Below are 17,012 nucleotides of genomic sequence, written 5' to 3' on the forward strand. Positions count from 1 at the left end.
AATTAAATAGTAATGTACCTTTTATAATTTATAGATATGGAGAATTGCTTATGGGGGTATCGTTTGATTTTAGTAAGAAATTTGAGGTTGACCAGATAAAAAAATTCAGAAACTTTATAAATGGAAATAATTATTTTGTTCTAAACAAATATAAGAACATAAATAGTAAGAACAGATGGAGCATAATATGTTCATGCATGGACTGGATTACTGTAGCGGTTGATTTTATTAATTCGACTGAGATAAAAAATAAGAGTGAAAATATTATGAGCATGCAAGTTTATACGATGATTTCTTCATATGATATAATAATTGATGCAATTATTCAGTTACATAGAGTATTCTTTAATACTAGAAATTCGCCATTTGAGAATGATAGGTCAATATTTAAGGAGAAGCTAACTGATGAAAAATATTTTAAGCACATAAGAGCAGTATTTGGTGCGCACCCAGTTAATCTTGATGATATTTATGATAGTAATAGCAAAAAGAAATATTTTGCAAGTTGGGCATCAGCAAGAGCGGTTTCAAAATATGATATGCATGTGTTCTTATATAGTAATATTCCAGGCGAACCAGCTAAAGAATTTGGAATAGAATTTTACTTAATACATGAACTGGTGCTAAAATATTATAATTACTTGAATATAATTGTGGAAGAGATTAAGAAGCAATATGAAGGGAGTTTATGTGAAAAAAGAGCACAGGTTATAGAGAAAAAGCAGGATATTTTAGAACAGATAGAAGTATTGAAAAATGAAAGAAAGTTAAGATTCAATGATTGTTATAGTATCGAATTAGACGAGCTTGAGATGATGTTTAATTCAAGGTGTACCTTTATAGAGAATCAATCAGCATTTAATGAATATTTGAAAGAGCTAGAAAAAGTAGTTGAGGAACTTCATAGTAATTTACAATCTATGAAGTTTGGGGAGCTGGAAACAGACTATATTATAAATCCAGGAAGTTCTTTTGATAGGCAATATGATTATGAGAAGGTTTTCAACTATATTTATGGGGATGATGATAATTTATCATATCATATGTTTCCAAATCATTATAAGAGGATTCAGGTTGAATTGTTAGGTATAAAGACATTTGACAGTAGCTTAAGTAAGAATGAGCTTTTGTTGACTATTAAAGCAGGGTTATATTTTAAAGAAAAACAAAAGAAGGTTGGTGAACGAAAATGACGGCTATTAGCTTTAATAAAAAGTAGCCCAAATTTGGTGGCTATCTAATATAAAAAGAACATGGGGGTAGAACATATATGCGATTATACAAATATTTATTGATAACAGATGAAATTATAAATAACCCTTATTTTTTCAAAGAGTCTGTCTTTACAAAAGAGTATCAGCACCATAAAACGAACAAAAAGGATATTAAAAAGGCCGAAGTTGTAGTTGAGTATAAAAACAAATTTTACACATATCTTAATGATGAAAATATAGTATTTATGTCTTTTGATTATCCAAATTACAGTCAATACAAAAAAGCATATGCCATTATAGATAAGGAAGATATAGATAAAATTAGAGCTAGTATAATAAAACATAAAACAAAATGGTCTGCAAATCATGATACTGAAAATAAGCAAGAAAATTTAGAAGCATCACTTAATCAAATAAAACTTTTTAGAGATGCAGGCGTTCTTGATGATAATGATATTCCACCTGGAAAAGTATTTGATGATGAAAGTTGGATAATAAAAAGTAAGTTTAGAACTGGTGGATACATAAATCAAGGTAATATTAATAAATATAAGCTGCACCATTTTTTATTTGGTGTTTCAGGTGATAGTACTAAGCACTACATTCATCATCGGGGACATACGTTTGATAATAGGAAAAATTTAATATCAGATATTCTAATATTAAAGCATGATGATATACATAAAACACAAGAGCCTACCAAAGATATTTACAGAGGCAAACATATTATGAGAGGAAACTTTTATGATACTGCACTTGATTGTAATTGTAAATTTTATAAAGATAAGTCTACAACGCCAGAATGTGATGATTATTGTCCTGGTACTTTATTAATTGAGAATATTGATAGTTTTAATAAATTTATGGGCATTATAGATTCTAGTGATTATTTAAATATGCCAAAATAGTATATTAGTCTATATATTTAAGAGCTTAGCTACATTTTTGTAGAAAAGCTCTTATTTTTTATCAACATACCCAGCTTAATCAAAAAGCTGTTAATTAGTTTTTTTCAAAGGGTTAAGAAAAAACTCACTAAGCACTAATTTTTAAGTGCTGTTTGTGAAGGATTCGAACTCTATCACTTATGAAAGTTGGTAGAAAATATGGAAACAAAAACTGTTAATGGAATGAGATTGGGTAGTAAGGCACCAGAAAATTTTAATAATGAGGAGGTTAGCAACATGGAGAACGAAAGAATTAACGTAGAAGATTTTGAGGAAGGTGATAAGATCATTGATTTACTAAGAAAAGGTAATTGTTTTAAGCATACAGCAAAGATGGCTAAGGTCATGGAAGGTCAATATGGCGGTGGTTTTTATGCTGCTATATATCAAGACGCAGGAACTAGGAATAGTAAAATAGGAGTAGCCATTGAATATCCAGATGGAACAGAATCAAAACTTCTAATATTTTCACAAGGGGAGTATCTGTTGGCAGGGCAAAAAGGATTTAAGCATACCACCATTAATAGCAAAGGCAGAGCAACTACCAAAACATTGACATTTGTTAAAAAATTCGAAGACTCATTAATGGATTATATGTCACCTAATATGCCTATTTGGCCTGATACTTTAATGCGTACTATATTTGCAAAGTATGATAAACTTCCTGAAATAAAAGCTTTTGAGTTAGCTCCTGGCATAGATGAAATTTACAAATATCTTTTGATGATTGCAAATGAGCTTTCATCAGGTGAAAATAATGGATATATAAATCATAAGGATTACTACCGCTTTAGGACAGATGACTTTGAGAAAATAGCAAAAGGACTGGGAATGAAGGTAAGTTCGCTAGTTGATACATTAAATTCCTATGGTGTAATCAGTCGTACACCAAGCTCTGTTGGTTCTCAAACAAGAATCAGATATAAAAATGAAAATTTTAACACATACAACATTTGTAAGCAATCATCTGCTGTTCATGTTAATGTACAAAAAAATGTTGAAGGAGAATTTCCTACAGTAAAATTTGATAGAAAATATTTATCTGCATCTGATAAATGCAAATTTAAAACGCAAGAAGCAGAAAAAGAATTTGAATTGAAGTTGGGAATTAAAAACTTGTTTTCAGTGCAACTTGGGAATGAATTTGGGGTAGATATTGCAATGGAGAAGTCTGATAGCGTAGAAAGTTCCAAAAGTTCTAAATTAGATGTCGTTGAAAATTCTAATAGTACTGAGTATGAGAATATAGAAAGTTCTAAAAGTTCTAAATTGTAAAATGTAGTTAAAATACAATTTAGTACAAAATTACATCGAAAATTATTTTAGCTAATTAATGAAAAAAATATCTCTCTCGTGAATCTAGAGTGATATTTGAGTATTAAGCAACTAAAACTAATTTTATTGTTCATGATTCACCGCCTAGTTATGAAAATACAAATATTAAAATATAATTAATAATTTAATTTTAATGTAATGCCACTAAATAAACATATAGATTAGTAATTAATAGTAACTGGAAAAACTGTAGATAGATAGCTACTTAATAATATATACCTAGTGGGTTAATGGTAAAACGACATAACCCAATAATTAACATGGTAAGTATTACCATAAAAGACGAATTATCAAAGTTTAACGGGCTTAAAATACTAGTTTAGTATAGATATAATTTTAAAGAATGGAGGATGCATTAAATGGTTAATATTGAACTAACAAAAGAGTTAAAGAAAAAATACAGACATAGGATAAAGCACTGCTATAATAACGCTAAAAGTTTACTTAAAAATAAGGAAACAGAATATATGGTAATAGGCTATTTATATGATGCTGAATGTAAGCTATATGTTAGGCATGCATGGGGAGTAAAAGATAATAAGATAATAGATACTAGTTTGAATGAATGGACAACAGAGAAAGTTGGAGTGTTAGTTTACTACCCGCTATTCAAAATTAATAATATAGTTGAAATTATACGTAAAACTTCAGGTCCTGCAGCTTTGGAGATAGATCCAGAAAAAGAATATACATTCTTAATGAAGAAGTTAAGGAATACTAACGAAGTCATGAAGTGTGCTATACAAAGTAAACACTATGCATTAGTAAATTATATACTAGAAAATTATACATTATCTATTTAAAATATGCCAGAAGTTAGGTAGTGTGGAATATTAGATATACTAGGAGAAACTTTTAAGGTAGTTTGTTAAGTTAATATTACACATATATTGGGTTGATGGGTAGATTTTATAAAGTAGTACAATTTTAAATGTGGGTGAAAGCAGTGGGGACAGCTACTGAACTGGGAAGTATTTTCAAAGCAAATGGCAGTTTTAAAGTAGTCAGGCTCGATTCATCAAAACAAGTAATGTTTAACTAGAATCAGGTTCTAATACAAAACAACTTTGAGTATACAAGATAAAAACAAAGCGATGCAACATATGTAAAAATAGTAAATTAGTGATATGAATAGTGATTTGGTGGTGTAAAAATAGTGATTTGGTGGTGTAAAAATAGTAAATTAGTGATGCGAAGAGAGTAAATTGATATGAGGAGGAGATAAAATGGATAAGAATATTAATGAATTATTGTTAGAGATTGAAGTAATTGTAAATAAACATTTGACAGATGATAGTAGAACAGAGGCACTAGGGTTAATAGAAGAGATAAGCAATAAGAATGAAGAAGGTAGTTATGTAATTTCAATCTATGAAATAGAAAACAATAGTTTAAGTAACTCAGTAAAAAAATTTACTGAGTTACTAAAAAAAACTAATGAGCAAATAAACAGTTTAAGGAGTAAGTTAGTCGAAGCATATATAAGAGAAACAAATATAACTAGGGAATATGAGGCCAAGCTTGCAGGATTAAATGAATTTGATACATTAGCACAACAACTGGAAGTAAAGCCTGAATATGATACAAATTATGGGCATTTAAAGAAAGTTGAAGAAGGAAACATTGCATTTAAAAGTAACATAGACACTTTAAGAATAATTAAACTATATTTAGAAGGCAATAGTGCACTTAAAATAATGAATATACTAAATGAAGGTATAGATAAAGATAGAATAAGTAAAGAGGGTGTATCTAGGCAAACTATAGTAAATAGGTTAAAAGCTGTTGGTTTATGGGGAAATATAGAAAAGTGGCATCTTACAGCGAGGACAGTAGAGGAAATAGATTACATTACAAGACATGGAATAGAAATTAGTAGTTTAAATGTCTTGAGTGATAAATAGTAGGATAATTGTTATGATTATGAAATTGGTAACAAGCAATTATTTATAATAACGCACTCTAAAAACCATGATTGTTATGATTTAATACAAAAATGAGTTGTAACTGACATAAGAATAGAAAGTACAACTACTGGAGTAGTATTTGATGATAATGAATTCTATGATTTTGAATATCCTGTATTATGAATAAATAATATCTTATGGTTTAAGTGTTTCAATAAAGTAGAAAGAAAGGACTGGTACATAAAAATTGATAGCGATAGTTTAGAAACAGAGATTTATATAGATAAAGTACTAATAACTGATTTATTAAGCAGTAATTCTAATATGGGAACTGGAAATCTAATAGGTTAATTTGTGAAAAGTTAAATCGTGCAAATAAGCAGATTTGTGACAGGGATAGAATAATAGATAAACTAGGAATTGAAAATAGAATACTTAAGAGAAAATGAAAGCCGAGTGAAGATAAGAAAGGCGAATACTAGAAATTATAGTAATGATAAAGAATAAACAGTAAGTACTAACTAATTAAGCACTAGAGGTTAATTAGTTGGTATTTTTTATGTATCAGGAAGTTTGATAAAAAGCATCAAAGAAATTTAGATTTATACTAACAGAACTATATGGTAAGAAGTTTAGTTAAGATGTTATCAAAAGCAAAAACAGCTAAGAATCTTGAGGAACATTCACATGTCAGCATTTTAATAAAAAAATGAATAGGATTAATTAATTAGTTGGGAGGGGTAAATCAGCATTCTACTGTGTGAAAAGTCAATAGGTACAGTGGCTATTTTTTAAGGATACACTTGATGTGAAAAAGTATGATTTTGAAAGATGAGATTTATAAAAGTTAGATTAATCACAGGTTTAAAAGTTAGCAGTTTAAGCGGGTAGAAGGTCTTAAAGATAGAAATAAGCACTGAAAATTATTAGATATTACAGGATTTATAAAAATTCATTGAGAGATAGAATATACGAACATATGTTCTAAGGGCTTAACATGAATTGTAGCAAAGTCTATAAAAGTGGTTTATTGGACTGGTACAAAGGGTTTTAAGTGTCAGAGTGACATAATGGGGTTGATAGGCTGTTTTGGTTAAATAGATAAATTGATAAACTGGCGTGATTGTATATTTAAAAAAGTTATTAAAGTGTTTATTAATTGAAAAAAATATGTTACAATTCATCCCAAAAATGGGTGGAGGAGTTTGTAAATATGATGTTTATTCAGGGGTTTTTAGCATGCTTATATTTAATGATAAGTGTCGTTTGTATTATAATACTATTACAATTAATTGGATTGTTAAGGCAATTAATTTATTTAATTAATGAAGAGTTAAAGAAAGAGTCTTAAATGGCTCTTTAATAGTTTATTAAAGAGCAATAATATTTAAAGGTTAAATATTAAAAAGGCTTACAGCAAAGATTAATATACTTAAATTAAATAAGAAAATACATACAATAAAATTAACCAATCTCATAGATGAAAATAATATACTAACTTACATACAGATATTAAAGTTAGATTTACTAGCTAATAAAACTATATGAATTAAATCAATATAAAACTAGACAAATAAATGAATTTAGGTACAAAGGGAACAGAGCTCATATCTGAAACTAGTCTATCAATATAAGAGTTTAAGCCATAAAAATCTAAGGTGTTAGCTTGTCATATATTAAAATTTGAATCAGGGTTGGAAAAGGGACAGCGGAATGAAATATGTGAGAAAAAAAGATGTTTTGAGGAAACAGGTGAACACAGCAGCAGTGGAAGGAAACATTCGAATGGACAACTGGTAGGTTGGTTGCACTATAATACTGAGAAGATAGATATATAGTTTATTTAGGTGCAACATTGGAAAATAGGGTTAACATATTATAAAGATAACTGATGATTGAGATTCTATACTATTGCATATATAATTACAATAGTATAAAATGTTATTATAATACAGGAATATATGGTAAACGATGCTACTTTTTTACATAATGTAAGGAGGATAAAACATGTCGGAATTAAAAGGAAAGATTAAAATAGAGAAAATAGCACCCATGGTATTGGGCGTAGCTATTGTAGCAAGTATTGCAGTCAATGTTTGGTTATATAGTAGGATTGTATCTATAAATACAGGTGCAACGGCTACACAGATACAAGTGGAAAATGCTCAGAGTGAGCATGAAGGACTTTTATTAAAAATTGAGGATAGCAAACTAAAATTATCGGTTGTACAGGAAGAGAACAACCAAATTGATAGAAGATAATAAGAATTTAATATATATAACAAATAAAGGGAGAGTAAATATGAAGAATAAAAGAGCTCTTATAAATATTTCGCTAGCTGTTCTGCTGCTATTGAGTATAGCGGGTAATTTTATACTGTTTAGTCAGTTATCTAATTCAAAACTAACACTTGCGGAATTAAAAACTCAATTAGAGAAAGGTAGTATTCAATTTCAAAATACCCAGAGTGAATGGAAGACGTTGCAGGCAAGCATAGCAGATGCAGAGAAGGAAAATGTTAGGCTTCTTGCATTGACGGATGATGGATTAGAGTATGGCGATGGTTGGATAGAAGTTCCAGCAGGTCAAGCACCTCCAGACGCTTATAAAGTATTAAGTAGCGGATTGACATTATGGGATGCTAAACTGGTTATAGATGGAATAATAGAAACTGTTAAAGAAGATAAGGGTACAGCAGAGTATACTAAGTTACTAGATGAGGCATGTAAAGAGTTAGGAACCACAATGCCAGAAATAAACAGTTTACCAGCAGAAAAACCAGCACCAGCAGCAGTAGTAACTAAAAAAGCAACAACAGCGAAAACATCAACAACATCAAAGCCAACGGTTAAAAAACCAACAACGACAACAGTTAAAAAACCAACTACAACAACTACAGTGAATAACGCTGATAAGAACGGCAATGGAATAGATGATGCATTTGAAGGCAGTCAGCTTAATGGTACGGGAACTACAACTATAACAGGAGACGGTTCAGGTGGATTAACAGCAAACTAGCAATATAAGAACCCTACTTATAGTGGGGTTCTTATTTTTATGCAATTAGATATTAAAGAGTATAAATAAAATAATAAAATATAGAAATAAGAGATAAAAATTGAGAGTAATAAAGTAGTTTAAAAAGTGTTTTAAGGTGTGTATAAGAGGTTGTAAGGTGAGTGTAGGTAGTTATGGTGTATTTGTATGTTTAGAAAATAGAGGGTTTTAAATAGGGTAGTAGAATATATTAAGGTGTGTAGGGTTAGTGATAAAGCAAAGTTTATATGTAAAATTAGTTTCGTGCAGAAATGAAAAATACCTTTGTATAGTTAGAGTAGGCAATTATTGAAGAAGGTGACCTAAGATTAGTTCTACTTGTACTGGAAAGACTTAGTTGTTCACCTGAAATTATAGGTTCTGATAAGATTTTGGAAAACCATAAAAATAAATCTGTGAGGTGATATTATGTATACATGCAATCATTGTAAAAATAAATTTCCTAATGAACCTTATTTATGTTATCCAAGTAGAAAAAAATACTGTAGCCTTGAATGCATACCTGACTCTGGAATGGATAGGCCTTACTCCTTTCAATATTTTAATTTGATAGACAGTATAAGAGATATTGAGGCTAGTATTGATGAAATTTCAACCTTGGAAGATAGAATAGATTTAGAGAACGAGGCAAATGAATTATCAACCTACTATACTTTGGAAATCTATGGGGATGACGAAGGTTTTTTTTATAAAAGGCAAATAGGGTTAACGCTTCTAATTTTAGATAAACTTTATGAAACAATTCACAATATCTTTATAGAAAGAAAAGTTCAATTAAGAACGGCTACAGTCATTTGTTGGGATGCTTTAACACAGTTAGTTGGTGAAGAAGCATCTGAAATGATATTCATATACTTTGAAAATAGTATGGCCGGTGTGCCTTATGAAAATGTGTATTATGCAGATCCGAATTACTATGATTACCTTGGGTGCTTTAAAGATATGCTATGTGTAGATACACAAGTGCAAGCAGAAAATATAAAAAATATATATTACGAAAGCTTAAATTTTTTTAAATCCCTATTTACAAAAAAGCAACTTGAAATATTAGCTGACTCTGAGAATTGTGTTCATATAGATACTCTTGTGCGTTGCGTTGTATGTAATGAGTGGGGACCTTCATCGGATACTAGCTTTGATGATAATTTAAATCTATATAAATGTGGCCAATACATGTGTTAACAATAATAAGATTAAGCAGAACAGATTTTAATAAATTTGAATTTACGAGGAGGTAATGACTTATGGATGAAAATGAAAAAACAACATGGCAAAAAATACTTTATACAACTGGAGAACTGAAATTTGAAGGTTTTACCAAGTATCATGAAAATATAAAAGAATTGGTTCCATGTGGAGAAGGTGTTTATTACTTTATTAATGGAAATAAGTATATGCAAGGTAGCTTTGGTAACGACTGGTTTATTGAGGCAGGTACAGAATACTATGAAAATGGAAACATAAGATTTATTGGTGAATACAACAAAGGTCCCAGAAATTATTATGGACCAAGATATTTTGTTTTTGGTAGGCTGTTCGATGAATCAGGTACGCTTTGGTATGAAGGTAGATTTCATTACAGAAAAAGTACACTAGGATATCCTTATTTTGAAAAGGAAAAATCATTCGCTGCTGGAACAGAATTTAATTCAGATGGCTCAGTAAAAAAAATATACAGTGGAGATAAAGTAATTGAAACGGATAATGTGAAAATAGAAATTGAGATAAAAGCAAAGGAAAAGCAGCTTGATAATGAGGTGTTGCAGGAGCTTTCAAAAGAAGTTCTGGAAAAACTAGACAAAATGGATAAGGAAGCAATTGAAAGTATGGTCAAGAGCGGCTACAGCAGAGAAGAAGCAGAAGCTCAGGCAAATGCATTCTCATAGAGGTTATATAGAGTCAATATTAAAAAAGTATGTTCTTTATATTAAGAGTATTATCACTTTCCTAATTTATTTGATAAGCATATAAAACAACATATTACATATATAAGTATGTAACTCCGGTGAAAACTAACAATATGGATATACATTGACAACATATATTATATTTATGATATTAGAAAAGGTTTATCAGCGAATGGTAAACCTTTTTAATTTACTATTTTATTTTGAGGTGTTACATTAACAAATTATTTGCATTGAAATAACCAAACGGTGATTGTATAATACACCCCAAGTATTTTATGAAAGGGGTTGGAAAATGGTGAAATATATAAAACCTGTGGCAAATTTAATTGGTGCGGATGGCAATATATTCAGTTTAATGGCCATAGCAAAGAGGACATTACAAGCCTGTGGTAAGAAAGAGCAGGCTTGTAATATGATATCAAGGGTGATGGCGAGTAGTAGCTATGAGGAAGCATTGAATATTATTGGTGAATACGTGATATTTGGAGAGTCAAAGGAGGGAGGAATTGGTAATGAGTGAACTCATTGAGATCCCTGTAACATTGAATATATCAAATGAGAGCTTAGATTTAATAGTAAAATGGCTATAGAAGAGGGCGGGAGTTCATACTGGATTTGTGATGTGAAACCTAAATATAAAAATAATAAGTCAATAGCAAGTGGAGCTGTGCTATTGATCTATGGCACTGAGAATAATGTTTATGAGCTAAATGGATTGCAGCAGGTTCTCCCATATTCAAAAAATGCAATCATTGGAGATACTTTGGATGCAAATCTCATAGATGCGGATACAGTAGACTTTATTGTTCAAATGGGAATCTTCAATGAATTAAGGTACGATTAAAGGGCACTGTAAATTTGATGAATACTGGAGCAATGGGATAGAAATACTTATAGAACTAAATGTAAACTATGAATGCATCTTTGAAGCAGAGGGTTTAACTGCAATCAATTCAATAGAAACGAAGAATGATCTACAGATAGAAGCTGTCAGGGATGGATAATGGGTGTTTATATTGGCACAGGAGAGTTTGATTTATTCAATTATAAGACCAAAGATGCAGCAGAAGAAAAAATATTAGACTTATGGGATAATATATATATCACATTAATATTTATAGTTTACTTGGAGTTGTTTAAATGTAGCTATAGTCTAAAAAAATGCACAGGAGAATTTGAATCATAGTATAGAATTTTGACACACCAGTAGAGAATGCGAAGCAAAGGTAGAGAAATAATAAGCACCAGCTTGGGATTTTCTTATTTGAGACGTTTAGCTTAATTACCGACGATGCTTAGTTTATGGAATTCGTGTTATATATTTGAATTTTATGTGGATATTCTATATAATTGGTTTAAAGAACATTTGTATATTATTGTTTATTATTAAGGATAGGATGTTCATATAAAAGGAGTGGTAAATAATGAAAAGAAAAATTATTATAGGTTTAATTACTTTATCTTTAATTGCAGTAGTTTCTACTGTTGTATATAAAATAAATGCTTCTAATGAAAATAAGAAAATGGTTACTGGATATGATACTGAGATTTCTACGGTTTATACTCAATTTTTAGGTAGCAAAGAGGATAGCGATAAAATCAATAACATAGAAGAACTTTCTAAAGATTATGAAACTTATAAAAATTCAGATACAGGACTTGATATTGAATCTAATTTTACAACTAAAATTAAGTCTATGAAAGATTATTTCATCAAAAAGAATGATAAAGTCATTGCTGACAATACTTTAGAGGACATAGAAAATAATGAAGATAAAGCTAAGATAATGAATTCTACAACTAATCTTTCAAATATACTTGCAACTATATCAAATGAGGCTAATGCAGTTTATACAGAAGAACAAGTTAATAAATATAAAGATAGCATAGGTAAATTAGTTGCATCTTATGACGCAAGAGTAGAAGCTATCGACAAAGTTATGATTGAAGCAAAAAAAGTTGCTGAGGCCAAAGCAAAAGCGGAAGCAGATAAAAAAGCAAAGGAAATTGCTGATGCTAAAATTGCAGCTGACAAGAAAGCAAAAGAAATTGCTAATGCTAAAGTAACAACAGCAAATAAAATATCTAATACTAAAACACCTGTAGTTAAAGCTCCTGTAGCTACAACACCAAAAACTACTACAAGTTCTCATGGCAGAATACTAGAATATAGATGGGCTACAGATGCCAATGGGAATAAAGTTCCAGATTCAACAATTGAACTATACGAGGATGGTTACAGAAGAGGTCCAGATGGAAGATGGTACTCTCCTGACCTATTTTAAATCTAAATTAAGGCATTCATTGAGGTTTTTCGTAATCTACGTCAACAATGATGAAAGCATCTTAATTTTTAAAAATAGATAGCTTTTATTACTCATAAAATATGCAACAAATATAAAAATAACTATGTATAACTAAAAATATTATCAAGTAATCGTATATAAAACATCCCATATCATTATTGTGATATGGGATGTTTTTATATTTTAAATAGGCTCATATTTAATTGATAATACTTGTGTGATTTGTCATAAAAAAATTACTTTCGCACATCTAAAGTGAGTCAGTTGTAATGTAGCTCCCTTTGTTCTTATATAGACACAAAAATTTGACAAGCAATATAGTTGAAGATATTAACATTGGCAAAAAACAAGATAAACGGATTGATCAGCGGAAGAGGCTAAATATGTGTAGTTAATATATGCTATAACCTTTAGGTTATAGCATATATTTTTTTTTGTAATTCTACAATATACATTTAAGCTTGACTGTAAAAAATAAATTGGTTAATTACTTGACTTTTATACATGTATTTGGTACAATAATTATATTAATTAATAACAGGAGGAAAATTACTTATGAACGACCTTGAGATTGGAAAACAGATCGAAGCAGAACTAGGTATAGATGAGAAAAATATTAATGAAATCTTCAAATGTATTGTAAATGGTTCTATAGAAGAGGTGCGATCGAAGCGTAATCTATTTCCATCACCTACATATAATGCTAGATATAATGATATATGGGATTCTATTAATGCAAAATGTGCTACATCATTTAATGATGGATATACTGTTACAATGCACAAAAGGGGGATATATGAATTTATCACTATCTTCAATATATTATCATCCTGTATATATATATTGATGAAGGATAATAATTTTAATAAGATTATTTCAGGCGGATCTGTAGGTGGTACTCACTATATGAAGTGTCTAACACTAATCAATAACGACTTGGGAGCATATCCTCAGGTATATGGACAACTAAGTTTGGATATACCACAATGTAATGAAATAAAAGATAAAAAAGAATCTGTTAAGAATGCAATAATACATAAGATAAATAGTACTATTAATCGTTTCGTTGTAATAACTTTTGAACCTGATGCTAACATAGGTGTTAAGTCTATTTATGTAAATGTTGTTGCAAGTGACACTTCTACTAAATATCGTAAGGATTGGACTTCTTCAATTAAATCAATTGAAGTCCCTGAATATGATGATTCTACATATGATAAGAGAAATATAGACACCGAGGTTGATAATGTTTCCACTTTTGATGCTCCTGCGAAGGTTAAAATTAAGAAGAGGATACAAGATGCGGAGTCTAGAAAATAAAATTAACTGAGGTGCAAGAGTATGTCAATAGAAAATTTCAATGGAGAACGTTTAAAGGCAGCTCGAACCATAAGATGCCTTTCTAGCACCGAACTTGCTAAATTAATAGACGTTTCAAAGCAAGCTATGTGGCAGTTTGAGAGTAAAGGTAAAGTGCAGCCTAAACCTGAAAATCTCTTTATGCTAGCTCAAAAACTTAACTTTCCAACTAGTTTTTTTTTAGAGGACGACTGGCAAGATATTTATTCCGGAAGCTGTTTTTATCGTGCTGGATCTTCTATTACTAAAAAGCAAAAGGAAGCTCAGAAAGAGTTAAATATTATACGAGGAAAAATATACTCTTTTCTAGATGAGCACATTGAATTTCCTTCACTGAATTTGTTTCAGCTCTCAAAGGAAGACAATTTAAATGATGAGAGCATTGAAAAATTTGCGGAAGACGCGCGTAATTATTATGGCATGGAAGATTTACCAATAGGCAACATGATTAATTTTATGGAGAATAATGGTATATTGCTCTCCCAGTTTCTACTACCTGATGTTAAATTTGATGCAGTTAGCCAGTTAATTGGTGTAGGTGACTTAGTAAAAATAGCGATAACACCTTATAATGGTTCGATACCTTCCTTCGCTAGACTTCAATTTACTTTAGCACATGAATTGGGACACTGGCTTTTAGGTCATATGAATTCTGATGAAGACTCTCTTTCAACGGAGGATTATAAAGATAATGAACATGATGCTAATTTGTTTGCATCATCCTTTTTATTACCAAGAGAAGCTTTTCTAAAAGATTTGCCATCAAATCCAAGCTTATATGCTTTTGTTGAGCTAAAGAAAAAATGGAGAGTATCAATACAAGCAATGATTTATAGAACACATTCTTTAGGTGAAATTAATTATAATCAGTATCAATATTTAATGAAACAAGTTTCGAAAAATGGTTGGAGAACACATGAACCACTTGACGATGAGTTTATTATTCCAAAACCTACAATTCTCAGAAAGGCTATTGAGATGCTGATTGATCAGAGTGTATTAAATAAAAAGGACTTGTTGGATAATTTTAAACTATATTGTGGGTCCTTAAACATTGACATGTATGAAGAACTGGCAGGTTTGACAAAAGGCTATTTAAACATAACAACAAATTCTGAACCTACAATACTATTAAAAAAATGACCATAGTTCTTATGTCTGTACGAAGTTATCATATGTAATTTAAAAGTAGATTTTAGTTGTATTTTTAATCCTTCGCTTAGATTTAGAGCGAAGGATTTTGCAATTATGATAAAAGTTTATCTTAGTGTAATAACTTTGTAATCATGAATAATAATATTTTTTATAGAAAAGTAGAATTTAGATCTTATTATATTTGCAAACCTTGTATACATACTCTTGGAGAAAAGAGCTACATTAATTGTAGCTCCTTTTGTTTTTATATAGACACAAAAATTTGACAAGCAGTATAGCTGAAGATATTAAAAACGGCAAAAAACCAGGTAAACAGTTTGAGGAGCATTAGCAAATCTGCAATATTATAAATTTAAAAGTTGTTGTGATTAATTAGCGGAAGTGGTTAAGATTGCAGTTAACTGTTGTAAAAGCAACTGATACAATGGTGGAAATTATAGGGTGCAATAGATGAATTTAAGTGGTACAGAGAATAGTAATATTATAATTTCCAGGTTTATAAATTTTGAAACAGAGGTTAAGCAGAAGTTTATAGCTTCAGCACTTCAAATGTTACATGTACTAAATGGTATGGAATAAAACTATAAATTGGTTTATTTATATGCTGCATTATTAAATGCTTACAGATATTTATAAATTCAACACTTTAATAGAAATATATGTTCATATAGAAAATTATAGGAATCAAGTATTAATAGAAACAATTAATGGATGTTCTGACATATACTTTAATTAAAAAAAATTAAGTGACAGATCTATTACATTAATATGACAATCATGGGTTGTGATGATGAATTTTATATAGATTTATTTTAATTTCAGAGTTTTTTATATTGTATTTTGGTAAAATATCTGGCATCATCCTTTCATAAAATAAAGTTTGAGTTTAAGCAGATGGACAAAAGGATGGGGGGAAATATGAAGGGTAAAAAATTAGAGAAAAGTAAAAATAATAATATACTAAAACATTTCACTATAGCTACTGTTGGTGCAGTAGAGGATGCGTTAAAAAGCATAACGGTAGAGGATTTGATAAACAGTATATATTTAAAAAGTGACGATACAGATGTTCAATACTTAATAAGAGAGTATGAAAAGCAATTAATATTGTCTAAGATTGACCCTTGTAGATTTGCAAAAGGACTACATCGATTTTTTATGACAATGGCAGATTATATTAAAACTAATAAGTTATATAAGAAGTTTTTTAGACTTGACTACTTGCAATATACTGCTTTGTGTAAACATAATACTAATCCCGGTATTTTAGTAGGATACAAAGATATAATAGTTCAGCAATATGCATATTTAGTAGGAACTACAAAGAAAGTCATCTGTGGCTTAGATAAAAAAGATAGGCTAATTACAGTATACGAGGTAGGGAAATGGCTAACAGAGATAAATATAGATATGTACACAGTAGGTAGAGAGGGAAATAGTTTAAAGGTATCAAGTCCTGACAGTATAGTGCTCAAGATTTTTAAAAAATATGGTTATAAAGTAAAGGATATACAAGAGTGTTTAGATATAATTGCAGATGACCAAGTAACAACAAATATGCTTGATTTTATGGCCTACTTCATAACAGAAAAAACAATAAAAATATTACCAAGACCTTATAGGAAACCTACAGACTTAGTAAATGCTAATCATATATTTGAAAGATCGGATCATACTCAGGTTGTAGTGCGTCAAAATATAGCTTTATATAACTGCATTCCTAAGTCAAATTATAACTATAATACTAATAATTATCTAGTTATTAATTGCTTTTTTGATAAGCACATTATTTCTATGACAAAAGCTCCTAACGACTTGACA

General features: G+C 29.8%; 18 protein-coding genes. All 18 read left to right on the forward strand.

Going from position 1 to position 17,012, the window contains the following annotated elements; all coding sequences use genetic code 11:
* Window positions 1-50: 50 nt before the first annotated feature.
* A complete protein-coding gene (locus JJD95_RS07935) occupies window positions 51-1,193 on the forward strand; it encodes a hypothetical protein (RefSeq protein WP_291642098.1) in 1,143 nt (380 codons plus the stop codon).
* Window positions 1,194-1,270: 77 nt separating this feature from the next.
* Window positions 1,271-2,122: a hypothetical protein gene (locus tag JJD95_RS07940; RefSeq protein ID WP_291642100.1), complete on the forward strand. Its 852-nt coding sequence runs from the start codon at window positions 1,271-1,273 to the stop codon at window positions 2,120-2,122.
* Window positions 2,123-2,320: 198 nt separating this feature from the next.
* Window positions 2,321-3,436: a hypothetical protein gene (locus JJD95_RS07945; RefSeq protein WP_291642102.1), complete on the forward strand. Its 1,116-nt coding sequence runs from the start codon at window positions 2,321-2,323 to the stop codon at window positions 3,434-3,436.
* A 419-nt stretch (window positions 3,437-3,855) separates the two neighbouring features.
* Complete coding sequence (locus JJD95_RS07950; protein ID WP_291642104.1) at window positions 3,856-4,299, forward strand: hypothetical protein; 444 nt, start codon at window positions 3,856-3,858, stop codon at window positions 4,297-4,299.
* A gap of 423 nt (window positions 4,300-4,722) precedes the next feature.
* Window positions 4,723-5,400, forward strand: a complete 678-nt coding sequence (locus JJD95_RS07955) for a hypothetical protein (protein ID WP_291642106.1) — start codon at window positions 4,723-4,725, stop codon at window positions 5,398-5,400.
* A 1,697-nt stretch (window positions 5,401-7,097) separates the two neighbouring features.
* On the forward strand, window positions 7,098-7,241 hold the full coding sequence (locus JJD95_RS07960) for a hypothetical protein (protein ID WP_291642108.1): 144 nt from the start codon (window positions 7,098-7,100) through the stop codon (window positions 7,239-7,241).
* Between the two features lie 169 nt (window positions 7,242-7,410).
* Window positions 7,411-7,665, forward strand: a complete 255-nt coding sequence (locus JJD95_RS07965; RefSeq protein ID WP_291642110.1) for a hypothetical protein — start codon at window positions 7,411-7,413, stop codon at window positions 7,663-7,665.
* 40 nt (window positions 7,666-7,705) lie between these two features.
* A complete protein-coding gene (locus JJD95_RS07970; RefSeq protein WP_291642112.1) occupies window positions 7,706-8,422 on the forward strand; it encodes a hypothetical protein in 717 nt (238 codons plus the stop codon).
* Between the two features lie 447 nt (window positions 8,423-8,869).
* Window positions 8,870-9,643 carry a hypothetical protein gene (locus tag JJD95_RS07975; RefSeq protein ID WP_291642115.1) on the forward strand — a complete coding sequence of 258 codons (774 nt, stop codon included), beginning with the start codon at window positions 8,870-8,872 and terminating at the stop codon, window positions 9,641-9,643.
* A gap of 62 nt (window positions 9,644-9,705) precedes the next feature.
* Window positions 9,706-10,347 (forward strand): hypothetical protein, encoded by a 642-nt coding sequence (locus tag JJD95_RS07980; RefSeq protein WP_291642117.1) that lies wholly within the window; start codon window positions 9,706-9,708, stop codon window positions 10,345-10,347.
* Window positions 10,348-10,663: 316 nt separating this feature from the next.
* Complete coding sequence (locus tag JJD95_RS07985) at window positions 10,664-10,891, forward strand: hypothetical protein (RefSeq protein ID WP_367114791.1); 228 nt, start codon at window positions 10,664-10,666, stop codon at window positions 10,889-10,891.
* Window positions 10,892-10,951: 60 nt separating this feature from the next.
* Entirely contained in the window at window positions 10,952-11,215 is a 264-nt protein-coding gene (locus tag JJD95_RS07990; RefSeq protein ID WP_291642119.1) for a hypothetical protein, read from the forward strand.
* Window positions 11,216-11,374: 159 nt separating this feature from the next.
* Window positions 11,375-11,557, forward strand: a complete 183-nt coding sequence (locus JJD95_RS07995; protein ID WP_291642122.1) for a hypothetical protein — start codon at window positions 11,375-11,377, stop codon at window positions 11,555-11,557.
* 238 nt (window positions 11,558-11,795) lie between these two features.
* Window positions 11,796-12,656, forward strand: a complete 861-nt coding sequence (locus JJD95_RS08000; protein ID WP_291642123.1) for a hypothetical protein — start codon at window positions 11,796-11,798, stop codon at window positions 12,654-12,656.
* A gap of 576 nt (window positions 12,657-13,232) precedes the next feature.
* A complete protein-coding gene (locus JJD95_RS08005; RefSeq protein WP_291642125.1) occupies window positions 13,233-13,997 on the forward strand; it encodes a DUF5986 family protein in 765 nt (254 codons plus the stop codon).
* Between the two features lie 21 nt (window positions 13,998-14,018).
* Entirely contained in the window at window positions 14,019-15,179 is a 1,161-nt protein-coding gene (locus JJD95_RS08010; protein WP_291642127.1) for an XRE family transcriptional regulator, read from the forward strand.
* A 462-nt stretch (window positions 15,180-15,641) separates the two neighbouring features.
* On the forward strand, window positions 15,642-15,770 hold the full coding sequence (locus JJD95_RS08015) for a hypothetical protein (protein WP_291642129.1): 129 nt from the start codon (window positions 15,642-15,644) through the stop codon (window positions 15,768-15,770).
* A gap of 339 nt (window positions 15,771-16,109) precedes the next feature.
* The coding region (locus tag JJD95_RS08020) for a hypothetical protein (RefSeq protein ID WP_291642131.1) at window positions 16,110-17,012 on the forward strand (903 nt) is incomplete at its 3' end.

This window comes from Clostridium sp., from assembly GCF_016650035.1.
Lineage (GTDB): Bacteria > Bacillota > Clostridia > Clostridiales > Clostridiaceae > Clostridium_AD.

What these genes read in the sequence shown, in the direction of transcription:
- JJD95_RS07935 (WP_291642098.1), top strand. Translation starts at nt 51, where the DNA reads ATGGGGGTATCGTTTGATTTTAGTAAGAAATTTGAGGTTGACCAGATA.
- JJD95_RS07940 (WP_291642100.1), top strand. Translation starts at nt 1,271, where the DNA reads ATGCGATTATACAAATATTTATTGATAACAGATGAAATTATAAATAAC.
- JJD95_RS07945 (WP_291642102.1), top strand. Translation starts at nt 2,321, where the DNA reads ATGGAAACAAAAACTGTTAATGGAATGAGATTGGGTAGTAAGGCACCA.
- JJD95_RS07950 (WP_291642104.1), top strand. Translation starts at nt 3,856, where the DNA reads ATGGTTAATATTGAACTAACAAAAGAGTTAAAGAAAAAATACAGACAT.
- JJD95_RS07955 (WP_291642106.1), top strand. Translation starts at nt 4,723, where the DNA reads ATGGATAAGAATATTAATGAATTATTGTTAGAGATTGAAGTAATTGTA.
- JJD95_RS07965 (WP_291642110.1), top strand. Translation starts at nt 7,411, where the DNA reads ATGTCGGAATTAAAAGGAAAGATTAAAATAGAGAAAATAGCACCCATG.
- JJD95_RS07970 (WP_291642112.1), top strand. Translation starts at nt 7,706, where the DNA reads ATGAAGAATAAAAGAGCTCTTATAAATATTTCGCTAGCTGTTCTGCTG.
- JJD95_RS07975 (WP_291642115.1), top strand. Translation starts at nt 8,870, where the DNA reads ATGTATACATGCAATCATTGTAAAAATAAATTTCCTAATGAACCTTAT.
- JJD95_RS07980 (WP_291642117.1), top strand. Translation starts at nt 9,706, where the DNA reads ATGGATGAAAATGAAAAAACAACATGGCAAAAAATACTTTATACAACT.
- JJD95_RS07985 (WP_367114791.1), top strand. Translation starts at nt 10,664, where the DNA reads ATGGTGAAATATATAAAACCTGTGGCAAATTTAATTGGTGCGGATGGC.
- JJD95_RS07990 (WP_291642119.1), top strand. Translation starts at nt 10,952, where the DNA reads ATGGCTATAGAAGAGGGCGGGAGTTCATACTGGATTTGTGATGTGAAA.
- JJD95_RS07995 (WP_291642122.1), top strand. Translation starts at nt 11,375, where the DNA reads ATGGGTGTTTATATTGGCACAGGAGAGTTTGATTTATTCAATTATAAG.
- JJD95_RS08000 (WP_291642123.1), top strand. Translation starts at nt 11,796, where the DNA reads ATGAAAAGAAAAATTATTATAGGTTTAATTACTTTATCTTTAATTGCA.
- JJD95_RS08005 (WP_291642125.1), top strand. Translation starts at nt 13,233, where the DNA reads ATGAACGACCTTGAGATTGGAAAACAGATCGAAGCAGAACTAGGTATA.
- JJD95_RS08010 (WP_291642127.1), top strand. Translation starts at nt 14,019, where the DNA reads ATGTCAATAGAAAATTTCAATGGAGAACGTTTAAAGGCAGCTCGAACC.
- JJD95_RS08015 (WP_291642129.1), top strand. Translation starts at nt 15,642, where the DNA reads ATGAATTTAAGTGGTACAGAGAATAGTAATATTATAATTTCCAGGTTT.